This is a genomic window from Pseudomonas sp. A, from assembly GCF_056270345.1.
Window position 1 is genome coordinate 927,946 of record NZ_CM149873.1, and the last position, 25,709, is coordinate 953,654.

Here is a 25,709-nt window from a genome sequence, read left to right on the forward strand (position 1 = left end):
ACCATCATGATCAGACTATCGAACCTCACTTTACAGCGTGGTCCCCAGCGCCTGCTAGAAGGCGCCGAGATGACCCTGCACACCGGTCACAAGGCCGGCCTGATCGGCGCCAACGGCGCTGGCAAATCCAGCCTGTTCGCCCTGCTGCGCGGTGAGCTGTCGCCCGATGCCGGCGATTGCCTGCTGCCCGGCGACTGGCGCATTGCCCACATGCGCCAGGAGGTCGACACCCTCGACCGCATCGCCGTGGACTATGTGCTCGACGGTGATGCCCGCCTGCGCAAGGTCCAGGCGGATCTCGCGGCCGCCGAGCAGGCCCACGACGGCACCGCCCTGGCGCGCCTGCACAGTGAGCTGGACAGCGCCGACGGCTACACCGCCGATGCCCGCGCGCGCAAGCTGCTGGCCGGCCTGGGTTTCAGCAACGAGCAGATGGACCGCCGCGTCGGCGACTTCTCCGGTGGCTGGCGGATGCGCCTGAACCTGGCCCAGGCACTGATGTGCCCGTCCGACCTGCTGCTGCTCGACGAGCCCACCAACCACCTGGACCTCGATGCCATCCTCTGGCTGGAGGAGTGGCTCAAGGGCTACCCGGGCACGCTGCTGCTGATCTCCCACGACCGCGACTTCCTCGATGCCGTGGTCGACCATGTGCTGCATGTCGAACAGCGCAAGCTCAATCTCTACAAGGGCGGCTACAGCGCCTTCGAGCGCACCCGCGCCGAACGCCTGGCGCAACAGCAGCAGGCCTATGAGAAGCAGCAGGCGCAGCGCGCGCACATGGAAAAGTACATCGCCCGTTTCAAGGCCCAGGCCACCAAGGCCCGCCAGGCGCAGAGCCGGATCAAGGCCCTGGAGCGCATGGAGGAGTTGTCGGCGGCCCATGTCGATTCGCCGTTCGACTTCGTGTTCCGCGAGTCGGAGAAGATCTCCAGCCCCTTGCTCGACCTGTCCGAAGGCCGCCTGGGCTATGGCGACAAGGCCATCCTCGAGAAGGTCAAGCTGCAACTGGCGCCGGGTGCGCGCATCGGCCTGCTCGGCCCCAACGGCGCGGGCAAGTCGACCCTGATCAAGAACCTCGCCGGCGAACTGCAGCCGTTGTCCGGGCGTCTGGTACGTGGCGAGAACCTCGCCGTCGGCTACTTCGCCCAGCACCAGCTCGACTCGCTGGACGACAAGGCCAGCCCGCTGCTGCACCTGCAGCGCATCGCCCCGGGTGAGCGCGAGCAGACCCTGCGCGACTTCCTCGGCGGCTTCGACTTCCACGGCAACCGTGTCGACGAGCCGGTGGTGAACTTCTCCGGTGGCGAAAAGGCCCGTCTGGCCCTGGCGCTGATCGCCTGGGAGCGGCCGAACCTGCTGCTGCTCGACGAACCGACCAACCACCTGGACCTGGAGATGCGCCTGGCGCTGACCATGGCCTTGCAGGAGTTCGCCGGCGCCGTGGTGGTGGTATCCCACGACCGTCACCTGCTCAAGAGCACCACCAACGACTTCCTGCTGGTGGCCGACGGCAAGGTCGACACCTTCGACGGTGACCTGGACGACTACAGCCGCTGGCTGGTGGAGTTCCGCCAGCGCAACGCGCCGGCCAGCTCCGCTCCGGTGAATCCGGACAAGACCGACAAGAAGGCCCAGCGCCAGGCCGCCGCGGCCTTGCGCCAACAGTTGGCCCCGCACAAGAAGGCGGCCGACAAGCTGGAGACCGAACTCAACCAGGTGCACCAGCAACTGGCCGAGATCGAAACGGCGTTGGGCGACAGCGGTCTGTACGAGGCCTCGCGCAAGGATGAGCTGCGCGACTTGCTGGCCCGCCAGACCAAGCTCAAGCAACGCGAAGGCGAGCTCGAGGAAGCCTGGATGGAAGCCCTGGAAACGCTGGAAAGCATGCAGGCCGAGCTCGAGGCGCTGTCCTGATGGAGGAGCTGCGTTCGCTGCTGCCCGGGCAGTGGATGGACACGTTCTGGCTGGGGCTGCAGATCCTGCTGATCCTGATCGCCGCGTTCATCCTGCAGCGCATGGTCGCCCGCGGCCTGCGCAGCCTGGGCGAACGCTACCCGTTGCCGCACGAACTGATGGTGCCGGTACGCGGCGCCCTGCGCTGGCTGATCATGGGCAGCGCGCTGCTGTTCGTGCTGGAGCGCATGGGGGTGTCCGCCACGGTGCTGTGGACGGCGTTATCGGGCTTTGTCGCGGTGGCAGCGGTGGCGTTTTTCGCCATCTGGAGCGTGCTGTCCAACCTGCTGTGCGCGGTGCTGATCTTCACCGTCGGGCCGTTTCGCATCGGCGATGTGGTCGAGCTGGTTGATACCCTCGACAAGCCGGGGGTGAAAGGCCGGGTGATCGCCATCAACCTGCTGTACACCACGCTGATGGAAACGCCGGAGGCGGGTGGGGCGCTGGTACAGGTGCCGAACAGCCAGTTCTTCCAGAAGGCCGTGCGCCGTTGGCGGGGGGCTGAAGTACCTGCTCCAGCCATAGACCCGGCCATCGAGGCCGATTAAGTCTGGCTCATTCGTCTGTAGGAGCGGCCTTGTGCCGCGAATGGGCTGCAAAGCGGCCCCGGCAACGTTGCCAGTACTGAAATCTTGGGGCTGCTTCGCAGCCCATTCGCGGCACAAGGCCGCTCCTACAGGGAACGCGCAGGTCGGCGTGGTCAGCGGTTTACCCGCGAAGAGGCCTGCTGAGACACTGCAAAAACCACTGGTTATTTTTTCGCCAACACCTTAGTTTAGCGGTTTGCAAAAGCTGTTCGAGCGAGGTGTGCGATGTCGATGGAAACGTGGTTGGCCTTCTTTGCCGCGTGCTGGGTGATCAGCCTGTCGCCGGGCGCCGGGGCCATTGCCTCGATGTCCAGCGGGCTGCAGTACGGTTTCTGGCGTGGTTACTGGAACGCCCTGGGCCTGCAACTGGGCCTGATCGTGCAGATCGCCATCATCGCCGCCGGCGTCGGCGCCATCCTCGCCGCGTCGGCCACTGCCTTCCAGGTCATCAAGTGGTTCGGCGTCGCCTACCTGGTCTACCTCGCCTACAAGCAATGGCGCGCCCTGCCGATGGACATGAGCGACGAGTCCGGTGTGCGGCCGATCGGCAAGCCGTTGAGCCTGGTGTTCCGCGGCTTCCTGGTCAACGTCAGCAACCCCAAGGCGCTGGTGTTCATGCTGGCGGTGCTGCCGCAGTTCATCAACCCGCACGAGGCGTTGCTGCCGCAGTATGTGGCGATCACCGTGACCATGATCAGTGTCGACCTGCTGGTGATGGCGGGCTACACCGGGCTGGCTTCGCGGGTGCTGCGCCTGTTGCGCACACCGAAGCAGCAGAAGCGTCTGAACCGCACCTTTGCCGGGCTGTTCATCGGTGCGGCGACGTTCCTCGCCACTCTGCGCCGGGCGCCGATCTGATCAATCGCATGAAGCCATTCGCGGGTAAACCCGCTCCCACAGGTACGCCACTGTCCTGGAGAGGAGTGGTATACCCGCGAATGCCGCGCCGCTATTTCTGCTTGTCCACCAGCCCCTTGAGCAGATCCATCGGCATCGGAAACACGATGGTCGAGCTCTTGTCCCCGGCGATCGACCCCAGCGTCTGCATGTAGCGCAACTGCATCGCCCCCGGCTCCTTGCCCAGCATCTGCGCCGCCTGCATCAGTTTCTCCGACGCCTGCAGCTCGCCTTCGGCATGGATCACCTTGGCCCGTCGTTCGCGTTCGGCCTCGGCCTGGCGGGCGATGGCGCGGACCATCGACTCGTTGAGGTCGACGTGCTTGATCTCGACGTTGGCCACCTTGATGCCCCAGGCGTCGGTCTGCGCGTCCAGCACCTCGCGGATGTCCGAGTTCAGCTGCTCGCGCTCGGCCAGCAGTTCGTCCAGCTCGTGCTTGCCGAGCACGGCGCGCAGGGTGGTCTGGGCCAGCTGGCTGGTGGCGGTGAGGAAGTCTTCGACCTGGATGATCGCCTTCTGCGGGTCGAGCACGCGAAAGTACAGCACGGCGTTGACCTTGACCGAGACGTTATCGCGGGTGATCACATCCTGGGGCGGCACGTCGAGGACCACGGTGCGCAGGTCCACGCGGACCATCTGCTGGATACCGGGAATCAGGATGATCAACCCTGGGCCCTTGACCTGCCAGAAGCGCCCGAGCTGGAACACCACGCCGCGCTCGTACTCGCGCAGGATGCGCAGGGCCGACAGCAGCAGTATGCCCAGCAGCACCAGCACGGCGCTGAATCCGAATTGCATGAACATCGTCTACTCTCCTTGCGCCGTGGGCGCAGTGGCGCTGACCTCCAGCGTCACGCCATGACGGGCCGTTACCCGCACGTGCTGGCCCGGCTGCAGCGGTGTCGCGCACTGCGCCTGCCACTGTTCGCCCTGGGCCTGTACCGAGCCGCAGAACGGGTTGTCCGCGCGGACCTGGGTCACCGTCACCAGGCTGCCGACCAGCCCGGCATCGCCGCTGACCAGGGCGCGCTTGCGCGCCTTCAGCGCCATGCCCAGCACGCCACCGAGCAACAGCGCCGAGAGCACCGCCAGGCTGATGATCAGCGTCAGCGGAATGCCAAAGCCAGGGGCGTCGGTGTCCATCAGGATCACCGCGCCGACCACGAAGGCGACGATGCCGCCGAAGCCGATCACCCCGAAACTGGGCAGGAACGCCTCGGCGACCATGAACGCCACCCCGAGCAGGATCAACGCCACCCCGGCGTGGCTCACCGGCAGCAATTGCAGGGCGTACAGCGCCAGCAGCAGGCAGATGCCGCCGACCACGCCGCCGACCCCGGAGCCCGGATTCATGAATTCGAACAGCAGGCCGTACACGCCGATCATGATCAGGATCAGCGCCACGCTGGGGTTGGTGATTACTGCCAGCAGGCGAGTGCGCCAGTCCGGCAGGTGCTCCACCACACTGGCTCCGGCGGTCTGCATTGATGCTGACTGGCCGGCGACGGTCAGCGTCCGGCCATCGAGCTGGCGCAGCAGGTCGGGCAGGTCAGCGGCGACCAGGTCGATCACTTTCAGCCGCTGGGCTTCGCTGGCCGACAGGCTCACCGCCTCGCGCACGGCCTTTTCCGCCCAGTCGGCGTTGCGCCCGCGCAGTTGCGCCAGGCCACGGATGTAGGCCGCGGCGTCGTTGATCTGCTTGCGGGCGAGAGTGTCCTGTTCGTTGTTCGCGGCGGGCTTTTCGTCCTTGCCGGGGACGCCGATCTGTACCGGCGTCGCCGCGCCCAGGTTGGTCCCCGGGGCCATGGCCGCCACGTGGCTGGCATAGAGGATGTAGGTGCCGGCGCTGGCCGCCCTGGCGCCACCCGGGGCGACGTAGGTGGCCACCGGCACGGGGCTGGCGAGAATGGCCTTGATGATCTGGCGCATGGCGCTGTCGAGCCCGCCGGGGGTGTCGAGGCGGATCACCACCAGTTGCGCGCCCTGGGCCTGGGCCTGGTCCAGTCCGCGCAGCAGGTAGTCGGCGCTGGCCGGGCCGATGGCATCGTCGACGCTCAGCAGCCACACGTTGCCGCCGGGCGCGGCCTGGCCGCCCGGGGCGAAGCCGAGGATCAGTAGCAACAGCAGCACGCACCAGCGCCGGGCGATCACCTGTCGTCACCTCATGCGGACCTGTCCTTGAAGTTTAGCCGTGGCTGCCGGGCCACGGCCTAAACTTGAGGGTGGGGGCAAAACCGGAGGTGCATCATGCGTATGGCCAAGACCCTTCAGCAGCGCCTGGACCAGGCCAACTGCGACTACGACATCATTCCCCATCCCCATTCGGCCACCAGCCTGGAGTCGGCGCGCACGGCCGGCGTACCCGCCGAGCGGGTCGCCAAGTCGGTGATGCTCGATGACCGCCATGGCAACTACATCATGGCCGTGCTGCCGGCCAACCGGCATCTGGACATGACCGAGGTGCGCATGACCGGTGCCTGGCAGCTGACCCGCGAAAGCAACCTGCCGAGCCTGTTCGGCGATTGCGAACGCGGCGCCATCCCGGCCCTGGGCGACGCCTACGACATTCCCATGCTGCTCGATCGGAGTCTTACCCGCCAGGGTGATGTCTATTTCGAGGCAGGTGACCACGATCACCTTATCCACATGAGCATGGAGCAATACTTGAAACTGGTGCCGCACGCCGAAGTGCGCGAATTGAGCTGATGCTCGCAACCCACGCCGGGCTGGCGTCGTGGACGACCGGCCCGGTCATAGGAGTGAATCATGGAAGCGCCGATCCACAAGTTTTCCGAACTGTTCAAGCAACTGGGGCTGCCGGACGATGCCAAGAGCATCGACCAGTTCATTACCAGTCATTCGCCGTTGAAGAACGAGATCAAGTTGGTGGATGCACCGTTCTGGACCAAGGCCCAAAAAGACTTCCTGGAGGAAAGCATCAAAGAGGACGCCGATTGGGCGGTACCCTTCGATCAACTCAACGAAGCGCTGCGTCGCCCCCGCAAATAAAGCGCCGAGCGGCACCTGATGGGTGATCGGGCCGTTGCTATGCTCAGGGAAAACAAGAGGGGATGGCGCAATGAAAGATCCCTACGCACCGGGCTTCTGGTGCACCGTGACGATCCTGGGCACCCTGACCGCCGGCTACTTCTACGGTATCCGGCACACCCACACGATGAACCAGGCCGTGCAGTTTCTCTATGCCGCCGCCGCCGTGACCGCGGCGGTGGCGTTGTGCGGCCTGGCGTGGATCGCCTGGCAGCAGCTGCACCTGAACAGACGCGAAGTCGCCCAGGGGCGAACGTTGCTGACCATCTGGAACACCAAGGTCGCCCTGCGCCGGGTCGAGACGGTGTTCGACCGTTATTTCTGGGGCAGCTACTGGCACTCCGGGCGCACCTTCGAGGAGGTGATGGGCGAGCTCAAGGGCACGCCGCTGGAGCAGAGCCTGGACGCCCTCAAGCGTCAGTGCCGGGAACTCGACCGGGAAGTGCACGACCATCACCATCACTGGCTGGCCAACGCCCGCGACCTGTCCAGCGTGGCCACGGCCATGGCCCGCGAGCGCTATCAGCTGGACCTGTGCGACGCGCCGGCCCGTGACGGCGGCAACACCGCCGTGCTCAACCGGGATCTGGAAGTGCTGGTGTACACCTGGTCGGCGCGCCTGCGCAGCTTCGACCATCAGCTGGACGAGCTGGAGCGCGCCTATCACTGAGCAGGGTCATTCACCGCGGATGTATTGCTCTAACTGGACAATCTGGTTTGCCTGCTCAGCGATGATCTCTTTAACCAAGTCACCGATCGAAAGCAGGCCGATGAGCTTGCCGTTTTCAACCACGGGCAGGTGACGCAGGTGGCGGTTGGTCATCAGGTTCATGCAGTACTCAAGGTTCTGCTTGGGTTCCACGGTGATCACAGGGGCGCTCATGATCTCGTGTACCTTGGTGAATGGAGATGAGCGCCCCTTGAGTACAAGTTTACGGGCGTAGTCGCGTTCGCTGACGATCCCTACCACCTGGTCATTGTTCACCACCGGCAAGGCGCCGACATTTTTCTCCGCCAGCAGCTTCAAGGCATCCAGCACCGAGTCATCAGGGCCGATGGTGTAGGCGGTCTGGTGCTGGGACTTGGCTTTGAGGATTTGTTCGACGTTCTTCATACGGGCCTCTGTGGGTGGAAACGCGACGTGTCGGAGTAAATAAAGCATCCGGCACGGCGCTCTGCACGGCAATGCAGGAAACGGCATCGAGGTGATTGAAAAACGTCATCGCGTCCACCAGGGCGCGCTGCAGCCCTTTCGCGGCACAAGGCCGCTCCTACCAGGGCGCGGTCGCCTGTAGGAGCGGCCTTGTGCCGCGAAAGGGTCGCAAAGCGACCCCGGCAATCTTGAATCGGAGCGGCCATATCCCAAAAATCGCAAAAACCTTGAAAGGGACGGACCTAAGGCGACGAGAACCTCAGAGCTTCGGCATCTGCCCGATCCGCGCCACCATCTCGCTGACGATCTGCAGGTCGAGCATGAACTGCTCCACGGTCTTGAACTCGTTGTCGTTGTGCCCGGTGTACTTCACGTCCGGCATGGCCAGGCCGAACTGCACGCCATTGGGCAGGTCATGCACCGAGGTGGCGCCGGCGGAGGTGCCGTACTCGTGCTTCATGCCCAGGTTCTCGCTGGCCACGGCCAGCAGGGCCTTGACCCATTCGCCCTCGGGGTTGCGGTACATCGGCTCGTCGAGGGTGTAGTCGAAGGCCACCGGGGTCTTGCTCTTGGCCTTCCACGCATCGAGCTTGCCGGCGATCTCGCCCTTCAGGGTGTCGAGCGACTTGCCCTTTGGAATGCGCAGGTTCACGGCCAGCTTCAGCGCCTTGTCATCCAGGCCGACGAAGGTCAGCGAGGTGGTCAGCGGGCCCATGAAGTCGTCCTTGAAGCCGACGCCGAGCTTGTTGCCCAGGTAGTCCAGGCCCCAGTTGTCGGCGGCGTAGCGGGCGGCGTCGGTGATGTGGTTGTGCTTGAGCGGTACGTCCTTGCCCAGGCCGTTGAGGAAGTCGAGCATGCGCGCCACCGGGTTGACCCCGGACTCGGGCTCGGAGGAGTGCGCCGACACGCCGGTCACGGTGAGCAGCACCTGCTTGCCGTCGACCTTGGCGTCGATGCTGAAGTCGCCACCATGGCGTTTGACGTAGGCCGCGCCGGCCTTGTTCAGCGCCTTGGCCAGGTCGGCCGGCTTGTCGCCGGTCAATGTCGCCACCGAGCTGCCGGGGATCTGGTTGGTGGCCAGGCCACCGGTGAGGTTGATCACTTCGGCGCCTTTGCCGTCACCGGCACGCTTGGCGAAGGTGGCCATGACGGTGCCATAGCCCTTCTCGGCGATCACCACCGGGTAGCCGCCATCCAGCGCCAGGTTGTAGTCGGGGGTGGCGTTGCGTTCGAAGTAGTAGGGGATGGCGTCGCCGGTGGTTTCCTCGGTGGTGTCCACCAACAGCTTGAACTGGCGCGCCAGCGGCAGCTTCTCGTCCTTGGCCACCTTCAGCGCGTACAGCGCGACGACGATGCCGTTCTTGTCGTCCTCGGTGCCGCGGCCATACATGCGGTCGCCCACCAGGGTGACCTTGAACGGGTCGAGCTTGGTGCCGTCCTTGAGCTTCCAGTTTTCCGGAGTGACCGGTACCACGTCGGCGTGGGCGTGGATGCCGATCACTTCCTTGCCTTCACCGAGGGTGATCTCGTAGACACGGTTGTCGATGTTGCGGAACGTCAGGCCGAAGCCCTCGGCCAGGGCCTTGATCTTGTCGGCGATCTTGATGAACTCAGGGTTCTCGTGCTGCGGCACACCCTCTTTGCGAACGGTCGGGATTTCCACCAGCTCGCGCAGGGTTTCCTTGGCGGCCTTGCCGTACTTGATGCGGGTGTAAAGGCCCAGCAGGCGGTTGATCTCGTCCTGCTGCTCGGCGCTCAGCGGCTTGCCGGCCAGGTACAGCTTGAGGGTGTCGTCCAGCTTGGCGGCCTTGGCCAGGTCGCTGCCGGCCAGCTTGCCGAGGAACTGCTTGAAGTCGGCCGGGTCGCTGCCGTCGTAGGCCTTGATGATGGCGGCGGACTGCTGCTGGGAGAGGTTGGCCTGGGCCGGGATCGAGAACATGGCCACGCTGGCCAGCAGGAGCGATACGGCGGATAGCTTGGTGAAGGGCATGGGTGTGGGCATTCCTTTGCAAGGGGTGGAGGGTGACCGTTTACGCAAACGGAAGATGCTCAAGCTATCACCAATGACCACCGGCACGGGAGAGGTGGCAATGTGCTTTTCTGCACAAACGTGCAAGCGTTCATCTACGGCGCGGCCTGCAGGTTTATGACAAAAATGCGTATCATTAGCGCTTTTTGTAATAAACATCGTGTCACCAGAGAAGCCCCCTCGAGACCATTGTTCCGGAACTTGCAAGGCCAGATCATCGTGCAGTGCTGAGGCCCGGAAACGAAAAAGCCCCGCCAGAGCGATCTGAGCGGGGCTTTTGCTGATGTCATGGCGCACTCGGCGGGATTCGAACCCACGACCCCTGCCTTCGGAGGGCAGTACTCTATCCAGCTGAGCTACGAGTGCAACGGGCCGCATGATACCCATCTGTGTCGGTGGCGTCCATGGCCTTGATCTGTGGAGTTTTTTCCCGGGGGGGACAGCGGGTGCCGGTCACAGCGCGATCAGCTCCGGCCGCAGCCCCTCCACCCGCTGTCCCGCAGGCTTGAGATACCCGCCATCCCCGGTGATCTGGTGCAGGACCTTTTCGCGCAAGCCATGCAATGCCACGCCGGTGCGCTGGCGCGGGTGCGGCAGGTCGATTTCCACCACCGCCTTGATCCGTCCGGGCCTCGGCTCCAGCACCACCACCCGGTCGGCCAGGTAGGTCGCCTCCTCGGCATCGTGGGTGACCAGCAGGATGGTGATCCCCGAGCGTCCGCGAATCGCCAGCAGTTCATCCTGCAGCTGTTGGCGGGTCAGCGCGTCGAGGGCGCCGAAGGGTTCGTCCAGCAGCAGGATCCGTGGGCTGGCCACCAGGCCGCGGGCGATGGCCACGCGCTGGGCCATGCCGCCGGACAGCTGGTGCGGATAGGCCGATTCGAAGCCGACCAGGCCCACCAGTTGCACGTACTCGTGCACGCGCCGGGCGCGCTCGCCCTGGGTGAGTGTCTCGTTGACCAGCCCCAGGCCGATGTTTTGCGCCACCGTCAGCCATGGGAACAGGCGGTGCTCCTGGAACACGATGCCGCGTTCGCCGCCGATGCCGTTGACCGGCTGGCCGTCGACCCGGATCGTACCGCTGTAGTCGGTGTCCAGCCCCACCAGCAGACGCAGCAGAGTGGACTTGCCGCAGCCGGAGGAGCCGACGATGGCGATGAACTCGCCTTCGTTGATCGACAGGTCGAAGTCGCGGATCGCCTCGAACGGCTGGCCATCGACGCTGAAGGTCTTGCCGACCCCCTCGAAACTGACCAGCGGCGGCGTGGCGTCGGGTTGGTTGGCCGCGTGCAGGGCCGGGGTGATGAAGGCGTTCATGCGGATCTCCAGCGCGTGGCGCGCGATTCGAGGCGTTGGCCGAGGTGGCCGAGCAGGGCGCCTACCAGGCCGATCAGGACCATGGCGGCCATCACCTGGTCCATGCGGAACAATTGCTGGGCGCCGATCATCAGGCTGGCGATGCCGCCGTCCGAGGGCATGAAGTACTCGGCGCCGATGGTGCCGAGCCAGGCGTAGATCAGCGCCAGGCGCAGCCCGGCGAAGATCGCCGGGGCGGCGCCGGGCAGCACCAGCAGGCGCAGCCGGTGTGGCAGGTCCAGGCGCAGGGCCTGTGCCGCCTCGCCCAGCTGTGGCGGGAGGCTGGCGATGCCGCGCTGGGTGGCGATCAGCAGCGGGAAGAACGCCGCCAAGGCGACGAACACCAGCTTGGCGCCTTCGCCCAGGCCGAACCAGGCAGTCAGCAGTGGCACCCAGGCGAACAGCGCCACCTGGCGCAACGCTGACAGGCTCGGGCCGAGCAGGCGCTCGGCGTTGGCTGACAGGCCCAGCAGCAGGCCCAGCACGAAGCCTGCCCCGCCGCCGAGCAGCAGACCGGCCAGGGTGCGTTGCAGGCTCAGGCGCAGGGCCTCGGGTAACGAACCGTCGAGCAGGCCTGCGTACAGGCTGCGCAGCACATCCAGCGGTGAAGAGAGGATGTTGGCATCGACCCAGCCAAGGCTGTTGGCCGCCTGCCACAGCAGCAACAGCCCCGCGGGCAGCAGCAGGCTTTGCCAGCCGCGTGGCACCTGGCCGCGCAGCTGTTCGCCCGTGACCGGTTGCGGCCAGTGCAACAGGCCGCGTTCCAGGCGTGAGAAGCCGCGATCCATCAGCGCGCCGACCAGGCCGATCAGCAAGATGCAGAGGAACACCAGGTCGAGCATGAACAACTGCCGCCCCCAGACCATCAGGTAGCCGATGCCTTCGCTGGAGGCCAGCAGTTCCACCGCCAGCAATGACGTCCAGCCGGTGGCCAGGGCCAGCCGCACACCGGCAAGAAACGCCGGCAGCGCGGCGGGCAGCAGCAGGCGCAGGAACAGCAGGTGAGGGGGCAGGCGCAGGACGGCGGCGGCTTCGCGCAGTTTAGGTTGGGCATCACGCACACCCACCAGGGTATGCAGCGTGACCGGCACCACCACGGCCTTGACCAGCACCACCAGCTTGAGCAGTTCGCCGATACCAAAGAACAGCATGAACAGCGGGATCCAGGCCAGGGTCGGGATTTGCGCCAGGGCGACGAAGGTGGGCAGTACCAGGGTCTGCGCCCGCCGCGATCCGCCCAGCCAGGTACCCAGCAGCAAGCCACTGGTGATCCCTGCCAGCAACCCCCAGGTCAGGCGCTGCAGACTTATCCACAGGTGAGTCCAGAGTTCGCCCGAGCCGAACTCCTGCGCGCTTTGCCAGACCAGCGCGGGGGCAGGCAGGATCTGCTTGCTCATCCAGTGCTCACGGCTGGCGACGACCCACAAGGCCGCCACCGCCACTGGCACGATCCACGGCAGGTAGGAGCGGCCTTGCGCCGCGAAAGGGCCGCGCAGCGGCCCCCATAGACGGCGTAGGCTTACGCTCAAGACTTCGCTCATCAGGGCACCTCTCAAACCGTTCCTTGTTTATTCGTTTATGGAATTAAAAATTCTCACAAGCGAAATTCAAGAGATAAGAGCATGCGCCCGGTGCATGCGAAAGCCCCGTCCCGTTGCGTTTTCCTCATATTTTCCATGCATTTCCTGCAAGCCAGCCGCAGGCCCGCATGACGCCTGGTTTATGTCTTCTGGTTACTAAAAAATGAAGTTTTGATCTTTGTAGGTTCTAACCGGACCTGCCTAGCTTCTGGCCCATAGCGCCGGCCATCGCCGGTGGCAGCCTGCCAAGGAGCCTTGCCATGAAAACCGCCTTCCGCCACCTGCTCAGCCCGTTGCTCGCCGCCGTGTTGAGCGCCATGCCCGTGGCAGCCCATGCCGCCCAGCCGGATGTGATCCGCATCGCCGTGCCCGACCTCAGCGCCGGCAGCAAGCCCAGCGCCGGCGGCGTGGTGGATGTGCTGCGCGACCAGCAACTGCTGGAGAAAGAGTTCGCCAAGGACGGCATCCGTATCGACTGGCGCTTCTTCAAGGGCGCCGGCCCCGTGGTCAACGAGGCCCTGGCCAACGGCCAGGCGGACTTCGCCTACCTCGGCGACCTGGCCGCGATCATCGGCAAGGCCAACGGCGTCGACACCCGCGTGCTGTCGGCCGGGGTGCGTGGGGTGAAGAGCTACCTCGGCGTGGTGCCGGGCTCGGGCATCCACAGCCTGCAGGACCTCAAGGGCAAGCGCGTGGCGGTGTTCCGCGGCACCGCCAACCAGCTGTCGTTCGCCAGCGCCCTGGCCAGCCAGGGGCTGTCCGAACGTGAGCTGAAAGTCATCAACCTCGATTTCAACGCGGCCAACGCCGCCCTGGCCGCCAAGCAGATCGACGCCACCTGGGGCCTGTCCAACCTGCTGTCGCTGCGCGAACGCGGGCTGGTCGAGCTGCCGGTCAACTCCCACGACCTCAAGGGCGCCGGCAGCACCCAGGCGGTGCTGCTCGGTACCGGCGAGTTCATCCGCCAGCACCCCGACCTGGTCCAGCGCGTGGTCAACGCCCAGGAGCAGGCGGTGAAGTGGCTGCGCGACGAACGCAACCGCGAAGCTTATGTGGACCTGGTCGCGAACACCGCCAACTGGCCGAAGGCGATCCTGCGCGACGACCTTGCCCAGGAGAACCTTGCCAACTACTTCGACCCACGCCTGGATGCCGGTTTCGTCGGCCTGCTGCAACAGGGCGTGGACCTGGCCGTCAAGGAGCGCCTGATCCGCCGCGGCTTCCAGGTGGCCGACTGGATCGAACCGCGTTTCATCGATGCCGCCCAGCGCCAGGACCAGGCCGTCCAGGCCGCCCGCTGACCCGACAACAACCGTGAGGAGCACGACCATGAGCAACGCCGCACTGGCCACCGCGCCGCAAACCCTCGAACTCGACATCCACCCCGTTGCCGGGCGCATCGGCGCCGAGATCCGTGGCATCAAGCTGTCCGCCGACCTCGATCCGGCCGCCATCGATGCCATCCAGGCGGCGTTGGTGCGCCACAAGGTGATCTTCTTCCGGGCCCAGGAGCACCTGGACGACGTGGGCCAGGAGGCCTTCGCCCAGTTGCTCGGCGAGCCGATCGCCCACCCCACGGTGCCGGTGGTCGATGGCACCAGCTACCTGCTGCAGCTCGATGGCGCCGAGGGGCAGCGGGCCAACTCCTGGCACACCGACGTGACCTTCGTCGACGCCTACCCCAAGGCCTCGATCCTGCGCAGCGTGGTGGCCCCGGCTGCCGGTGGCGACACGGTGTGGGCCAACACCGCCGCAGCTTACCAGGAACTGCCCGAGCCACTGCGCGAACTGGCCGACAAGCTGTGGGCGGTGCACAGCAACGAATACGACTATGCCAGCGTGAAGCCGGATGTCGATCCGGCCAAGCTGGAGCGTTACCGCAAGGTGTTTACCTCGACGGTGTACGAGACCGAGCACCCGGTGGTGCGGGTGCATCCGATCAGCGGCGAGCGGGCGTTGCAGCTGGGGCATTTCGTCAAACGTATCAAGGGTTACTCGCTGGCGGACTCGCAGCATCTGTTCGCGCTGCTGCAGGGGCATGTGACACGCCTGGAAAACACCGTGCGCTGGCGCTGGCAGGCGGGGGACGTGGCGATCTGGGACAACCGCGCGACGCAGCACTATGCAGTGGATGACTACGGCACCCAGCCGCGCATCGTGCGCCGCGTGACCCTGGCTGGCGAGGTGCCGGTGGGGGTGGATGGGCAACTGAGCCGGACCACGCGCAAGGGCTGAGATCGTTGGGGCCGCTTTGCGGCCCTTTCGCGGCACGAGGCCGCTCCTACAGGAGATCTTGTTCCCCTGTAGGAGCGGCCTTGCGTCGCGAAAGGGCTGCGCAGCAGCCCCTATCCGCTACAACTCGGTATCACAGGCCACCAACTGCCTCACCAACCCCTGCGCCAGTGCCGACAACCCATACCCCACCCGGCTCACCACCCCATAACGGGTGTAGAACGCCTCTTCCTGCTCCGGCGCCAGGTCCACCAGCTTGAGGGCCACCAGGCCGTCATAGGGCCGCAGGTTCGCACTGCAGGCGATGCCGATGGTGTCCGAATGCAGCACAACATTGAGCAGCGCATAGCCATGCTCGCACTCCACGCTGGGCAGAAAATCCTGCCGCCCGCTCAGGTCGCTGAGGATCTTGCGGATGTTCGGCGGGCGAAAGGTGGTGGCCAGCGGGTAATCGAACAGGTCCCGCGCCCTGACCTCGTCCAGCTCGGTCAATGGATGCCCCCGGCGGCAGCAGAAGTGCCAGCGCTGTGGCCTGAGCTTGTGCACCTGGTAGTCCGGGTCGGCCTCGAACTGGCGGGTGTCGGCGACGAAGAATTCGATCTCCTCGGCGATCAGCCGCCGGTTCAGCGCCTGCCAGTTGTCCACCTGGAAGCAGGTACGCGCCGCCGGGTATTCGGCAACGAACCGCGCCACCGCCCGCGGCACCAGCCCGCCGGCGGGCGCCGGCCCCGAGCCGAAGCGCACCACGCCAGTGGTGGCGCCATTGAACTGGTTGATCTCGTTGACCAGGTTGTGCGCCCCGTGCACCAGCCGCCGCGAATGCTCCAGCACCAGCAGGCCCTGGCGGGTCGGCGCCAGTTCCTTGCTGGCGCGGTCGACCAGGCGGCAGCCGACGTTGTGTTCCAGCGTCTGGATGCTGCGGCTGAAGGCCGATTGCGAGAGGTTCACCGCCGCCGCCGCGGCGACAAAGCTGCGGTGCTCGACAAGGGCGATGAAGTGGCGGAGCTGGCGCAGGTCGATATGCATTTTCTACATGGAAACTTTCGGTGGAATGCAATTGCTGGGAAGGGTTGGGAACCTTATAAAGGGAGTCACTTATTCCACAAAATATGAAATACAAATATTTATATTTCCTAAAAGAATATAAGCCAGCCTGACCGCGATTCGGTTCCGCCAACGGAAATGCTCGCCTGGGCCCTTGCCTCAAGGAGCATCTGCATGTCCCGACTTTCCCGTTGGCCCGCGCGCGCCTCGTTGTTCGTCCTACAACCCCTGGCTGCCGGGATGCTGCTGGGCGCCGCCGGCGGCAGCTTCGCCGACGAGCCCAGCCCCGCACCGGCCGTGGAGCAGGAAGCCAAGCTCGGCACCGTCACCGTCAATGCCCGGCGCCGTGAGGAGACCGCCCAGAGCGTGCCCACGCCGATCAGCGTGCTGGGCAGCGAAACCCTGGAGACCCAGCGCATCTACCGCGTGCAGGACCTGCAACAGCTGGTGCCGAGTACCAACGTCGCCTATGTGCACGCCCGGCAGTCGAGCATCTCCATTCGTGGCCTGGGCAACAACCCCGCCAGCGACGGCCTGGAAGGCAGCGTCGGCGTGTACCTGGACAACGTCTACCTGGGGCGCCCGGGCATGGCGGTGTTCGACCTGCTCGATGTCGAGCAGCTGGAGGTGCTGCGCGGACCGCAGGGCACGCTGTTCGGCAAGAACACCACCGCCGGGGTGCTCAACATCACCACGCGCAAGCCGACCTTCCACCAGGAAGGCAGTGTGCAGTCGTCGCTGGGCGAGGATGGCTACTGGCAGACCCAGGGCAGCTTCTCCGGCCCCCTGACCGACACCCTCGCCGGGCGCATCAGCGCCTACCACACCGAGGATGACGGCTATGTGAAGAACGTCTACAACGGCCACGACCTCAATGGCGGCAAGCGCCAGGGCTTTCGTACCCAGTTGCTGTTCAAGCCCAGCGAAACCTTCAACCTGCGCTGGATCGGCGAGTACAACGAAGAAGACTCCGATAATGGCATCCTCAGCCTGTACAGCACCGGCCCGACCATCAATGGCGTGAACCGTTATGAAAGCCTGGCTGCGCAGGCCGGCGCCACCCTGGTGTCGGGCAAGGACCGCAAGGTCAACTTCGACGCCGACCAGATGGTCAAGGTATTCCAGGGCGGCACCTCGGTGGAAGCCAACTGGACCCTGCCCAACGACTTCACCCTCACCTCGATCAGCGCCTACCGCTGGTGGGACTTCACCCCGCGCAACGACGACGGCCTCAACGTGCCGGTGTTCTACAGTGCCGGGGTCTCGGTGCGGGACAAGCAGTACTCGCAAGAAATTCGGCTGGCCTCACCCACCGGCGGCTTCTTCGACTACGTACTGGGCGCGTACTACTTCAAGCAGGACCTGGACAATAAATCGTTCACTTACTACGGGCCGCAGGCCGACGTCTGGAACCTGACCCCGGCCGGCGCCCTGGCCAACGTGAACACCATCGGCAATGGCCATATCGATACCGACAGCTACGCGCTGTTCGCCCAGGGCACCTGGCACCTGACCGAGCGCCTGGACTTCACCGCCGGGGTGCGTGGCACCTACGAGGAGAAAAGCGCCTGGGTTACCCGCGATGCGCCGTCCGGTGGCACGCCCGTCACCGGTGCGGCGGCCGCCGCCCGTCAGGGCCGGGTGGGCGCCTACGATTCAGGTGACCTCAACCAGTACAGCTTCGCCCCGTCCGGGCTGCTCAGCCTGAGCTACCGCTTCACTGATGACCTGTTGGGTTATGCCAGCCTGTCCCACGGCGAGAAGTCCGGGGGTGTCAACCTGACCGTCGGTGCCGCCCCACGCTTGGGCACCGATTCGCTGCTGGTGGGTACCGAGCGGGCCAACAACGCCGAACTCGGGCTCAAGAGCACCCTGTTCGACAACCGCCTGCAGCTAAACACCAACCTGTTCTGGACCGAAGTACACGGCTACCAGGCCAACGTCTACGACGAAGCCAACCGTGTGCAGTACCTGGCCAACGCCGGTAGCGTGCGTTCTCGCGGCCTGGAGTTCGAAGCCACGGCCCTGCCGATCCGAGGCCTGACGCTGAACTTCAACGGCTCATGGAACGACGTGCGCTACACCGAATACAAGGACGCGCCGTGCCCGCCCGAGGTGAGCCTGGCCAACCCTGCGGCCACCTGCGACCTGTCCGGGCACCAGGTGGTTGGTGCTTCCAAGTACATCGCCAACCTCAACGGCCAGTACAAGTGGCAGCTCGGCGAACGCATCGAGCCCTACGTCACCGCCAGCTACGCGTTCCGCTCCAAGGCCGTCGGCACCATCGATGACTCCGACTACGGCCAGATCCCCAGCTACGCCATCGTCAACCTGTCCACCGGTGTGCGCCTGGACCAGGGCGACGGCGTGCTCGACCTGTCGCTGTGGGTGAAGAACGCCGGCGACAAGACCTACTTCACCAGCCTGTGGAACTCCGCCAACGGCGGCTATGCCGGCGTGCTGGGCACCCCGCGCACCGTGGGCGCCACCGCCCGTTACGACTTCTGAGCACAAGGAGCTTTGCCATGAATGCCAAGACCCAACCGCACGACCTGCCCGAAGGCGCCTGCCTCACCGCCAAGGTACCCGACCGCGACCAAGCCCTGCTCGGCGACGTGGTGGTCAACCCGTACCGCCTGGCGCCGTTGACCGCGATCATCCGTGACGGCGGGCGCGCCCTGAGCGCCGCCCATGTGCGGGTGCTGGGCCGCAGCGAGGGCGGTGTCGATATCGTCTACGACGTGTCCGACCGCTCGCTGTGGACCTACGGCGGCATCCCGGTATTCGGCCTGTACCCAGACCACGTCAACCAGGTCGAGGTGAGCTACAAGCTCGATGGCGAACGCATCCGCGAGCGTTACGAAATCTACGCCCCGGCGGTGCGCCTGCCGGTGGTGGCGAAGCAGACTGCCGCGCTGCCCGAGGTGGAGCCGGTCAAGGTCGCGCCCGGTTTCGAGCAGCGTCTGTACCTGTTCAACCACCTGCTGGCCGAGATCCCCGGCGGGCGCGCCTTCAAGTGGAACGGCCTGGGCGGCGCCGCCGAGTGGGACTCGGTGGGCAACAACTGGATCGCCGACAGCAACGGTGACGTGCGCTGGTACCTGGACATCGAGCAGATCCACGACTCCAACCACCGCGACGGCCTGGGCGGCACCATGGGCTTCCACCAGACCCGCGACGGCAAGCTGATCTGGGGCCAGGGCCAGACCTACTCCAAGTACGACCTGCTGGGGCGCAAGGTGTGGCAGCGCAACCTGCCGGACAAGTTCGCCGACTTCTCCCACGAGATCCGCGAGACGGCGAACGGCAGCTACCTGCTGCGGGTCGGCACCAGCGACTACCGCCGCCCGGACGGCAAGCGCGTGCGCTCGATCCGCGACCATATCATCGAGGTCAACGAGGCCGGCGACGTGCTGGACTTCTGGGACCTGAACCAGATCCTCGACCCCTATCGCGGCGAGTTGCTGGAAACCCTGGGCAAGGCCGCGATCCAGCTGCCGGACGCTGTGCAGAAACAGGACGACCGGCTGGCCAACGAACTGGCTGAAGGCGACCTGCCATTCGGCGACACCCCGGGCGTCGGCACCGGGCGCAACTGGGCCCACGTCAATGCCATCGACTACGATGCCGATGACGACAGCATCATCGTTTCAGCACGACACCAGGGCGTGGTGAAGATCGGTCGCGACAAGCAGGTGAAATGGATTCTCGCCGCCCCCCAAGGCTGGCCGGCGCGCCTCCAGGACAAGGTGCTCAAGCCCGTGGGCGAGGGTTTCGAATGGTCCTGGACCCAGCACACTGCCTGGCTGACCGGACGCGGCACGCTGACCGTGTTCGACAACGGCTGGGGTCGCGACTTCGGCCCGACCAGGCTGAGCGGCAACTACAGCCGAGCCGTGGAGTATCGCATCGACGAGGCCAAGGGCACGGTCGAGCAGGTCTGGCAGTACGGCAAGGAACGCGGGGACGAGTGGTACAGCCCAATCACCTCGGTGGTGGCGTACCGGGCGGATACCGATACCCAGTTCATCTACTCGGCTTCGGTGAATTTCCTGACGCCCGAGAAGCTGACGACCAGCGTGCTCAATGAAGTGCGTCGCGGCACCCAGGAGGTGGCGGTGGAGCTGAAAGTGCACAGTCGCCAGCCGGGCAGCGTGGGCTACCGGGCGCTGGTGATCGATCTCGACAAGGCGTTCTGATCCAATCCTTCCCCCGGCAGGTTATCGGCTAACCTGTGCTGGCCTCTTCGCGGGTAAACCCGCTCCCACAGGTTCACCGCCGATCCTGTGGGAGCGGGTTTACCCGCGAATGGGCGACGCGAATTTCGGACAGGGTGTTCAACCATTCGTTCTTTTTTTCGAACAGCCTATTGTCCAACACCCCAACCCCCGCTTAGCATTCCGTTTGAGATTTCAAACGCTCGGCACCCAGGCGTCGAACACCCTGGTGCACGAATTTGTGACGGCCGCCCCCGCTCGGGGGCGCCTTTTCAACAATCAATAATTCGCAGTAAAGGGAAGCCGACATGCAGCTCAAAGACGCTCAGTTGTTCCGCCAGCAGGCCTTCATCAACGGTGAATGGCTGGATGCGGACAGCGGTCAGACCATCAAGGTGACCAACCCGGCCACCGGTGAGGTGATCGGTACCGTGCCGAAGATGGGCGCCGCCGAGACCCGCCGCGCCATCGAGGCCGCCGACAAGGCGCTGCCGGCCTGGCGCGCACTGACTGCCAAGGAGCGTGCTGGCAAGCTGCGTCGCTGGTTCGAGCTGATGATCGAGCACCAGGACGACCTGGCCCGCCTGATGACCACCGAGCAGGGCAAGCCACTGGCTGAAGCCAAGGGCGAGATCGCCTATGCCGCCTCGTTCATCGAGTGGTTCGCCGAGGAAGCCAAGCGCGTGTACGGCGACGTCATCCCTGGCCACCAGCCGGACAAGCGCCTGATCGTCATCAAGCAGCCGATCGGTGTCACCGCCGCCATCACCCCGTGGAACTTCCCGGCCGCGATGATCACCCGTAAAGCCGGCCCGGCCCTGGCCGCCGGTTGCACCATGGTGCTCAAGCCCGCCTCGCAGACCCCGTACTCCGCCCTGGCCCTGGTCGAGCTGGCTACCCGTGCCGGCATCCCGGCCGGTGTGCTGAGCGTGATCACCGGCAGCGCCGGCGAAGTCGGCTCCGAGCTGACCGGCAACTCCCTGGTGCGCAAGCTGTCCTTCACCGGCTCCACCGAAATCGGCCGCCAGCTGATGGAAGAATGCGCCAAGGACATCAAGAAGGTGTCCCTGGAGCTGGGCGGCAACGCGCCGTTCATCGTGTTCGACGACGCCGACCTGGACAAGGCGGTCGAAGGCGCGATCATCTCCAAGTACCGCAACAACGGCCAGACCTGCGTCTGCGCCAACCGCATCTACGTGCAGGACGGTGTCTACGACGCGTTTGCCGAGAAGCTGAAAGCCGCCGTGGCCAAGCTGAAGATCGGCAACGGCCTGGAAGAAGGCACCACCACTGGTCCGCTGATCGACGGCAAGGCTGTCGCCAAGGTCCAGGAGCACATCGAGGACGCCGTCGCCAAGGGCGCCAAGGTGCTGTCCGGTGGCAAGATCATCGAAGGCAACTTCTTCGAGCCGACCATCCTGGTCGACGTGCCGAAAACCGCCGCCGTCGCCAAGGAAGAGACCTTCGGCCCGCTGGCGCCGCTGTTCCGCTTCAAGGACGAGGCCGAAGTCATCGCCATGTCCAACGACACCGAATTCGGCCTGGCCTCGTACTTCTACGCCCGCGACATGAGCCGCGTGTTCCGCGTCGCCGAGGCCCTGGAATACGGCATGGTGGGTATCAACACCGGCCTGATCTCCAATGAAGTGGCGCCGTTCGGCGGCATCAAGGCTTCGGGCCTGGGCCGTGAAGGCTCCAAGTACGGTATCGAGGACTACCTCGAAATCAAATACCTGTGCATCAGCGTCTGATCGCCAGGTAAACGCTTTTACCTCTGCCAGCGGGGCGCGAGAGCGACGTCTCGCTGGCCTTTTTGACATAGCGGTACCTGGTGGCCAGGGCATGTGTGGCAGTCGATCAACGAATACTGTGCACGCCTGCATCCAGCCACCCCCGAATAAAAGCGCCGCAGAACCGGCGCAATTGAGGGCACTATGAGCAAGACCAACGAATCCCTGATGCAACGCCGTGTCGCCGCCGTCCCACGTGGCGTCGGCCAGATTCACCCGATCTTCGTCGATACCGCGAAGAACTCGACGGTGATCGACGTCGAAGGCCGCGAACTGATCGACTTCGCCGGCGGCATCGCGGTACTGAACACCGGCCACCTGCACCCGAAAGTGGTAGCCGCCGTGCAAGAGCAGCTGACCAAGGTCAGCCACACCTGCTTCCAGGTGCTGGCCTACGAGCCCTACGTCGAGCTGTGCGAGAAGATCAACAAGCTGGTCCCAGGCAACTTCGACAAGAAGACCCTGCTGGTCACCACCGGCTCCGAAGCCGTTGAAAACGCCGTGAAGATCGCCCGTGCCGCCACCGGCCGTGCCGGCGTGATCGCCTTCACCGGCGGCTACCACGGCCGCACCATGATGACCCTGGGCCTGACCGGCAAGGTTGTGCCGTACTCCGCTGGCATGGGCCTGATGCCAGGCGGCATCTTCCGCGCCCTGTTCCCGAGCGAACTGCACGGTATCAGCGTCGACGACGCCATCGCCTCGGTCGAGCGCATCTTCAAGAACGACGCCGAGCCGCGTGATATCGCCGCGATCATCCTCGAGCCGGTACAAGGCGAAGGCGGCTTCCTGCCAGCGCCGAAAGAGCTGATGCAGCGCCTGCGCGCGCTGTGCGACCAGCACGGCATCCTGCTGATCGCCGACGAAGTGCAGACCGGCGCCGGCCGTACCGGTACCTTCTTCGCCATGGAACAGATGGGCGTCGCGCCTGACCTGACCACCTTCGCCAAGTCGATCGCCGGCGGCTTCCCGCTGGCCGGTGTGTGCGGCAAGGCCGAGTACATGGACGCCATCGCCCCGGGCGGCCTGGGCGGCACCTATGCCGGTTCGCCGATCGCCTGCGCCGCGGCCCTGGCCGTGATCGAAGTGTTCGAGGAAGAGAAACTGCTGGATCGCAGCAAGGCTGTCGGCGAGCGCCTGACCGCCGGCCTGCGTGAAATCCAGAAGAAGCATTCGATCATCGGCGATGTCCGTGGTCTGGGCTCGATGATCGCCGTGGAAGTCTTCGAGAAAGGCACCCACACCCCGAACGCCGCCGCCGTTGCCCAGGTGGTCGCCAAGGCTCGCGACAAGGGCCTGATCCTGCTGTCTTGCGGCACCTACGGCAACGTCCTGCGGATCCTGGTTCCGCTGACCGCCGAAGACGCGCTGCTGGACAAAGGCCTGGCCATCATCGAAGAGTGCTTCGCCGAACTGGCCTGAAAAATGTGACACGCTTCAGAAAAAAACCCGCCTCGGCGGGTTTTTTTTGTGCCGTTGGCCGGCATCAGGCGCTAAGGTTGTACGAGGATTCCGTGGAAGCTGCGATGGATCGCGCGTCATAGCCTGGAGAATAGCCCATGAGCGCTGTCGACCCCGTCCCCCCCTGCGTGCTGATTGCCGAAGGCGATCCCTGGGTGCGCGACATGCTCAGCGAAATGCTGCTCAGCGTGCGCTGCGACGCCCGCCTGCAGGTCTGTGCCGATGGCTCCGAGGCGCTGAGCGCGCTGGCGGCCAAACCCGACCTGATTATCGCCGCCCGTGAACTCTCAGGGTTCGACGGCCTCGATCTGCTGCGCAAGGTGCGCGCCAAGGGCGACAAGCCCGGCTTGCCGTTCATCCTGATGAGTGACCGCACCGATAGCGCCAGTGTGCGCGAGGCGCTGCCGTTGCACCCGACCGCCTACCTGAGCAAGCCACTCGACCTGGATAACCTGCGCAAGCGCCTGGAAAACCTGCTGCTGGCGGTGGGTGAGCAGATCGCCTGCCCGGTACCGCCGTTGCAGCCGGGCGCGCAACTGCCGGCCTACCTGGAACAGCGCCGGGCCAGCGCCGATGGCGGCCCGCTGTTCGCCGATGTGCAATTGGCGGTCAAGCGTGCCCTCAACCCTCACGGCCTCAACCTCAAGGTGCTTGAGGAAGAGGTGCGCAACGACCCGCAGATCACCGGCGTGCTCATCGCCGCCGCCAACAGTGCCGCCCTGCACCGCGAAGCGCCGGTACAGACCCTGCTGCAGGCACTGAACAAGCTTGGCAGCACCCAGAGCATGAACCTCATCCTCGGCCTGACGCTCAAGCGCAGCGCCCGTTTGACCGACCCGCTGCTGGCGCGGCACGCCACCCATTACTGGAACCTGTCGCTGCACACCGCCGAGTACGGCCGCACCCTGGCGCGCATGCTCGAGGTGGACGAAGCACGCTGTTACTGTGCGGGGCTGCTGCACTGCCTGGGTGACCTGGCGGTGCTGCGCACCTTGCAGGAGTGGCGCCTGGCCGGTGGCGAGCTGGACGAGGACCAGGTGGAGCTGTCGCTCAACGAATTCGGCGCGCCGTTCGGCTCGGCGCTGCGCACCCGCTGGCGCCTGCCGCTGGACCTGCGCGAGCTGATCGCCGCGGTGTACCAGCTGGGCGGCGGCGTCTACTCCCGGGAGATCCTGGCGATGAACCTGGCCGGGCAGCTGTCGCGGCTCAAGCCCAGCGAAGGGCTGGAGAAGGTCGCCAGCAGCAAGACGGCGCGCTTGCTCAAGCTTGGGTTGCCGGAGCTGTCGCGGCTGCGCAAGGTGGACCCTGAGGCGCTGGCGCGGGAGGAGGCCGAGCGTCTGGCGGCGGAAGCTGCTGCCAGCGAGCCGGAGGTTGCCCCGATCATTGCGTCGGCTACCGATGCAGGCCCGGCCGAGGGCGAGGAGCGCCAGGCCTGATCGGCGCATCGCCGGGGTTGTATCAGGCTTGGGACCCTTCCTACAGATATTGCGGACGACTGTTCGTATCCAGAGAAGTCCTCCAGGCGTAGCTTTCCCTCCACTCCATCAGCGGAATGGCAGGAAGGTTGCGGCTGAAGATGAGCACGTACAGACATCGTGGTCTGCGCTATCAGGTCTATCGATCGCAAGCGCGGAAGCTCGCCCAGGAAGCATTCTGCAGGAGTCAACGTCTGCTCAGTCCCGGGTTTGACGTCGACAAGGTGTGTTTCGAGCCCTTAGGTCACAGGGCTGTCGAGGCTTTTCAGCGCTGGGGCGAGCAGACTCACCACTTTCCTTGGGAAGAGGTGCCGCGATGGACGGACTGCGATCTTAAAGGTTTCGACCTGTCGTTGTGGTCAGAACGAGAGCTCTGCGGTCTTTGCTATGCCAGTCCCCGGCAAAGCAGGCGCTGCATCAAGATTATCCTGCTGGAGGGCAATCCCGGGCCGGGTAACCCATTGAGGGGGGTCGTGGCGTCACTGTCGCTGCTGGCGGTTGCGGAGTACGCAAGGATGCTCAAGTACTCGCGAATCGAAGTTCAACAGCCCGACCCAGGGACTGAACCCCTGTATCAGTCGCTTGGTTTCGTTCGCGATTCGGCCGGGAGTCTCGTGATCCCCGTTGCGGCTATGAGCCAGCAACGTACTTTCCACATATCGGAGGTACCAATGAGCTATTCGAACGATTCCAGGAAGGCTGCATTGATCAAACGCTACACAGCCCAAGCCATCGCTCTGGCGGGTGAAATCACCGATCAGCAATGGCATTTTCTTGAAGTCGGGTTCAAGGAGGGTCTGGAAAAAGAGCCTGAGGGGAAGTTGGCTGGGCCACGTAGCGGGCCGATCGATTACGAGTGGAGTACCGCAGCCGTGAAGTGATC

21 protein-coding genes and 1 tRNA gene are annotated in these 25,709 nt (G+C 65.1%); 14 read left to right on the forward strand and 8 right to left on the reverse strand.

What is annotated here, in order from left to right; all coding sequences use genetic code 11:
- Window positions 1–6 precede the first annotated feature (6 nt).
- From AC0MAZ_RS04220 to AC0MAZ_RS04230, 3 genes are all read left to right on the forward strand, one after another.
- A complete protein-coding gene (locus tag AC0MAZ_RS04220; protein WP_232854802.1) occupies window positions 7–1,917 on the forward strand; it encodes an ATP-binding cassette domain-containing protein in 1,911 nt (636 codons plus the stop codon).
- Complete coding sequence (locus tag AC0MAZ_RS04225; RefSeq protein WP_232854803.1) at window positions 1,917–2,504, forward strand: mechanosensitive ion channel family protein; 588 nt, start codon at window positions 1,917–1,919, stop codon at window positions 2,502–2,504. Before AC0MAZ_RS04220 ends, AC0MAZ_RS04225 begins: the two co-directional genes overlap by 1 nt.
- Before the next feature lie 264 nt (window positions 2,505–2,768).
- Entirely contained in the window at window positions 2,769–3,401 is a 633-nt protein-coding gene (locus tag AC0MAZ_RS04230) for a LysE family transporter (RefSeq protein WP_203648922.1), read from the forward strand.
- A 91-nt stretch (window positions 3,402–3,492) separates the two neighbouring features.
- Here AC0MAZ_RS04230 and AC0MAZ_RS04235 read toward each other — a convergent pair whose 3' ends face one another.
- Window positions 3,493–4,245, reverse strand: coding sequence for a slipin family protein (locus tag AC0MAZ_RS04235; protein WP_203648914.1), 753 nt, complete (start codon window positions 4,243–4,245; stop codon window positions 3,493–3,495).
- A 3-nt stretch (window positions 4,246–4,248) separates the two neighbouring features.
- Window positions 4,249–5,592 (reverse strand): NfeD family protein, encoded by a 1,344-nt coding sequence (locus tag AC0MAZ_RS04240; RefSeq protein ID WP_254463886.1) that lies wholly within the window; start codon window positions 5,590–5,592, stop codon window positions 4,249–4,251.
- A gap of 96 nt (window positions 5,593–5,688) precedes the next feature.
- Between AC0MAZ_RS04240 and AC0MAZ_RS04245 the strand changes: the two genes are divergently transcribed.
- The 3 genes from AC0MAZ_RS04245 (at window position 5,689) to AC0MAZ_RS04255 (ending at window position 7,159) form a co-directional block, all read left to right on the forward strand.
- Window positions 5,689–6,147: an aminoacyl-tRNA deacylase gene (locus AC0MAZ_RS04245; protein ID WP_203648910.1), complete on the forward strand. Its 459-nt coding sequence runs from the start codon at window positions 5,689–5,691 to the stop codon at window positions 6,145–6,147.
- Between the two features lie 60 nt (window positions 6,148–6,207).
- Complete coding sequence (locus tag AC0MAZ_RS04250; RefSeq protein ID WP_203648908.1) at window positions 6,208–6,450, forward strand: DUF2789 domain-containing protein; 243 nt, start codon at window positions 6,208–6,210, stop codon at window positions 6,448–6,450.
- Between the two features lie 70 nt (window positions 6,451–6,520).
- A complete protein-coding gene (locus tag AC0MAZ_RS04255) occupies window positions 6,521–7,159 on the forward strand; it encodes a hypothetical protein (RefSeq protein ID WP_028688591.1) in 639 nt (212 codons plus the stop codon).
- Window positions 7,160–7,165: 6 nt separating this feature from the next.
- On the opposite strand, the gene AC0MAZ_RS04260 is transcribed toward AC0MAZ_RS04255, so the two are convergent.
- The 5 genes from AC0MAZ_RS04260 to AC0MAZ_RS04280 all read right to left on the reverse strand — a co-directional run bounded on the left by AC0MAZ_RS04260 (window position 7,166) and on the right by AC0MAZ_RS04280 (window position 12,568).
- Window positions 7,166–7,603: a CBS domain-containing protein gene (locus AC0MAZ_RS04260; protein WP_203648906.1), complete on the reverse strand. Its 438-nt coding sequence runs from the start codon at window positions 7,601–7,603 to the stop codon at window positions 7,166–7,168.
- Between the two features lie 298 nt (window positions 7,604–7,901).
- Complete coding sequence (locus tag AC0MAZ_RS04265; protein WP_203648905.1) at window positions 7,902–9,632, reverse strand: dipeptidase; 1,731 nt, start codon at window positions 9,630–9,632, stop codon at window positions 7,902–7,904.
- Window positions 9,633–9,960: 328 nt separating this feature from the next.
- Window positions 9,961–10,037 (reverse strand) — tRNA-Arg (locus AC0MAZ_RS04270).
- 87 nt (window positions 10,038–10,124) lie between these two features.
- A complete protein-coding gene (locus tag AC0MAZ_RS04275) occupies window positions 10,125–10,988 on the reverse strand; it encodes an ABC transporter ATP-binding protein (RefSeq protein ID WP_475860305.1) in 864 nt (287 codons plus the stop codon).
- Window positions 10,985–12,568: an ABC transporter permease gene (locus AC0MAZ_RS04280; RefSeq protein ID WP_475860307.1), complete on the reverse strand. Its 1,584-nt coding sequence runs from the start codon at window positions 12,566–12,568 to the stop codon at window positions 10,985–10,987. Before AC0MAZ_RS04280 ends, AC0MAZ_RS04275 begins: the two co-directional genes overlap by 4 nt.
- A 299-nt stretch (window positions 12,569–12,867) precedes the next feature.
- Here AC0MAZ_RS04280 and AC0MAZ_RS04285 point away from each other — a divergent pair, with 299 nt between their 5' ends.
- Window positions 12,868–13,908, forward strand: a complete 1,041-nt coding sequence (locus AC0MAZ_RS04285) for an ABC transporter substrate-binding protein (RefSeq protein ID WP_475860309.1) — start codon at window positions 12,868–12,870, stop codon at window positions 13,906–13,908.
- Between the two features lie 28 nt (window positions 13,909–13,936).
- The gene (locus tag AC0MAZ_RS04290; RefSeq protein ID WP_475860310.1) at window positions 13,937–14,842 is read left to right on the forward strand and encodes a TauD/TfdA dioxygenase family protein; all 906 of its coding nucleotides are present in this window, start codon (window positions 13,937–13,939) and stop codon (window positions 14,840–14,842) included.
- Between the two features lie 117 nt (window positions 14,843–14,959).
- Here AC0MAZ_RS04290 and AC0MAZ_RS04295 read toward each other — a convergent pair whose 3' ends face one another.
- A complete protein-coding gene (locus AC0MAZ_RS04295; protein ID WP_475860312.1) occupies window positions 14,960–15,865 on the reverse strand; it encodes a LysR family transcriptional regulator in 906 nt (301 codons plus the stop codon).
- Window positions 15,866–16,057: 192 nt separating this feature from the next.
- Between AC0MAZ_RS04295 and AC0MAZ_RS04300 the strand changes: the two genes are divergently transcribed.
- From AC0MAZ_RS04300 to AC0MAZ_RS04325, 6 genes are all read left to right on the forward strand, one after another.
- Window positions 16,058–18,391 carry a TonB-dependent receptor gene (locus tag AC0MAZ_RS04300; RefSeq protein ID WP_475860314.1) on the forward strand — a complete coding sequence of 778 codons (2,334 nt, stop codon included), beginning with the start codon at window positions 16,058–16,060 and terminating at the stop codon, window positions 18,389–18,391.
- 17 nt (window positions 18,392–18,408) lie between these two features.
- Window positions 18,409–20,082, forward strand: a complete 1,674-nt coding sequence (locus AC0MAZ_RS04305) for an aryl-sulfate sulfotransferase (RefSeq protein WP_475860315.1) — start codon at window positions 18,409–18,411, stop codon at window positions 20,080–20,082.
- A 326-nt stretch (window positions 20,083–20,408) separates the two neighbouring features.
- Window positions 20,409–21,851: an NADP-dependent succinate-semialdehyde dehydrogenase gene (gabD, locus tag AC0MAZ_RS04310; RefSeq protein WP_028688580.1), complete on the forward strand. Its 1,443-nt coding sequence runs from the start codon at window positions 20,409–20,411 to the stop codon at window positions 21,849–21,851.
- A gap of 183 nt (window positions 21,852–22,034) precedes the next feature.
- On the forward strand, window positions 22,035–23,312 hold the full coding sequence (gene gabT / locus AC0MAZ_RS04315; RefSeq protein WP_203648896.1) for a 4-aminobutyrate--2-oxoglutarate transaminase: 1,278 nt from the start codon (window positions 22,035–22,037) through the stop codon (window positions 23,310–23,312).
- A gap of 137 nt (window positions 23,313–23,449) precedes the next feature.
- The gene (locus AC0MAZ_RS04320) at window positions 23,450–24,787 is read left to right on the forward strand and encodes an HDOD domain-containing protein (RefSeq protein ID WP_475860316.1); all 1,338 of its coding nucleotides are present in this window, start codon (window positions 23,450–23,452) and stop codon (window positions 24,785–24,787) included.
- Between the two features lie 140 nt (window positions 24,788–24,927).
- Entirely contained in the window at window positions 24,928–25,707 is a 780-nt protein-coding gene (locus tag AC0MAZ_RS04325) for a hypothetical protein (RefSeq protein WP_475860318.1), read from the forward strand.
- Window positions 25,708–25,709: the final 2 nt, after the last annotated feature.

Coding starts and splice junctions, on each gene's coding strand:
- AC0MAZ_RS04260 (WP_203648906.1), bottom strand. CDS start 7,603: ATGAAGAACGTCGAACAAATCCTCAAAGCCAAGTCCCAGCACCAGACC.
- AC0MAZ_RS04290 (WP_475860310.1), top strand. CDS start 13,937: ATGAGCAACGCCGCACTGGCCACCGCGCCGCAAACCCTCGAACTCGAC.
- AC0MAZ_RS04280 (WP_475860307.1), bottom strand. CDS start 12,568: ATGAGCGAAGTCTTGAGCGTAAGCCTACGCCGTCTATGGGGGCCGCTG.
- AC0MAZ_RS04225 (WP_232854803.1), top strand. CDS start 1,917: ATGGAGGAGCTGCGTTCGCTGCTGCCCGGGCAGTGGATGGACACGTTC.
- AC0MAZ_RS04250 (WP_203648908.1), top strand. CDS start 6,208: ATGGAAGCGCCGATCCACAAGTTTTCCGAACTGTTCAAGCAACTGGGG.
- AC0MAZ_RS04245 (WP_203648910.1), top strand. CDS start 5,689: ATGCGTATGGCCAAGACCCTTCAGCAGCGCCTGGACCAGGCCAACTGC.
- AC0MAZ_RS04265 (WP_203648905.1), bottom strand. CDS start 9,632: ATGCCCTTCACCAAGCTATCCGCCGTATCGCTCCTGCTGGCCAGCGTG.
- AC0MAZ_RS04275 (WP_475860305.1), bottom strand. CDS start 10,988: ATGAACGCCTTCATCACCCCGGCCCTGCACGCGGCCAACCAACCCGAC.
- gabT (WP_203648896.1), top strand. CDS start 22,035: ATGAGCAAGACCAACGAATCCCTGATGCAACGCCGTGTCGCCGCCGTC.
- AC0MAZ_RS04285 (WP_475860309.1), top strand. CDS start 12,868: ATGAAAACCGCCTTCCGCCACCTGCTCAGCCCGTTGCTCGCCGCCGTG.
- AC0MAZ_RS04295 (WP_475860312.1), bottom strand. CDS start 15,865: ATGCATATCGACCTGCGCCAGCTCCGCCACTTCATCGCCCTTGTCGAG.
- gabD (WP_028688580.1), top strand. CDS start 20,409: ATGCAGCTCAAAGACGCTCAGTTGTTCCGCCAGCAGGCCTTCATCAAC.
- AC0MAZ_RS04300 (WP_475860314.1), top strand. CDS start 16,058: ATGTCCCGACTTTCCCGTTGGCCCGCGCGCGCCTCGTTGTTCGTCCTA.
- AC0MAZ_RS04325 (WP_475860318.1), top strand. CDS start 24,928: ATGAGCACGTACAGACATCGTGGTCTGCGCTATCAGGTCTATCGATCG.
- AC0MAZ_RS04320 (WP_475860316.1), top strand. CDS start 23,450: ATGAGCGCTGTCGACCCCGTCCCCCCCTGCGTGCTGATTGCCGAAGGC.
- AC0MAZ_RS04255 (WP_028688591.1), top strand. CDS start 6,521: ATGAAAGATCCCTACGCACCGGGCTTCTGGTGCACCGTGACGATCCTG.
- AC0MAZ_RS04230 (WP_203648922.1), top strand. CDS start 2,769: ATGTCGATGGAAACGTGGTTGGCCTTCTTTGCCGCGTGCTGGGTGATC.
- AC0MAZ_RS04235 (WP_203648914.1), bottom strand. CDS start 4,245: ATGTTCATGCAATTCGGATTCAGCGCCGTGCTGGTGCTGCTGGGCATA.
- AC0MAZ_RS04220 (WP_232854802.1), top strand. CDS start 7: ATGATCAGACTATCGAACCTCACTTTACAGCGTGGTCCCCAGCGCCTG.
- AC0MAZ_RS04305 (WP_475860315.1), top strand. CDS start 18,409: ATGAATGCCAAGACCCAACCGCACGACCTGCCCGAAGGCGCCTGCCTC.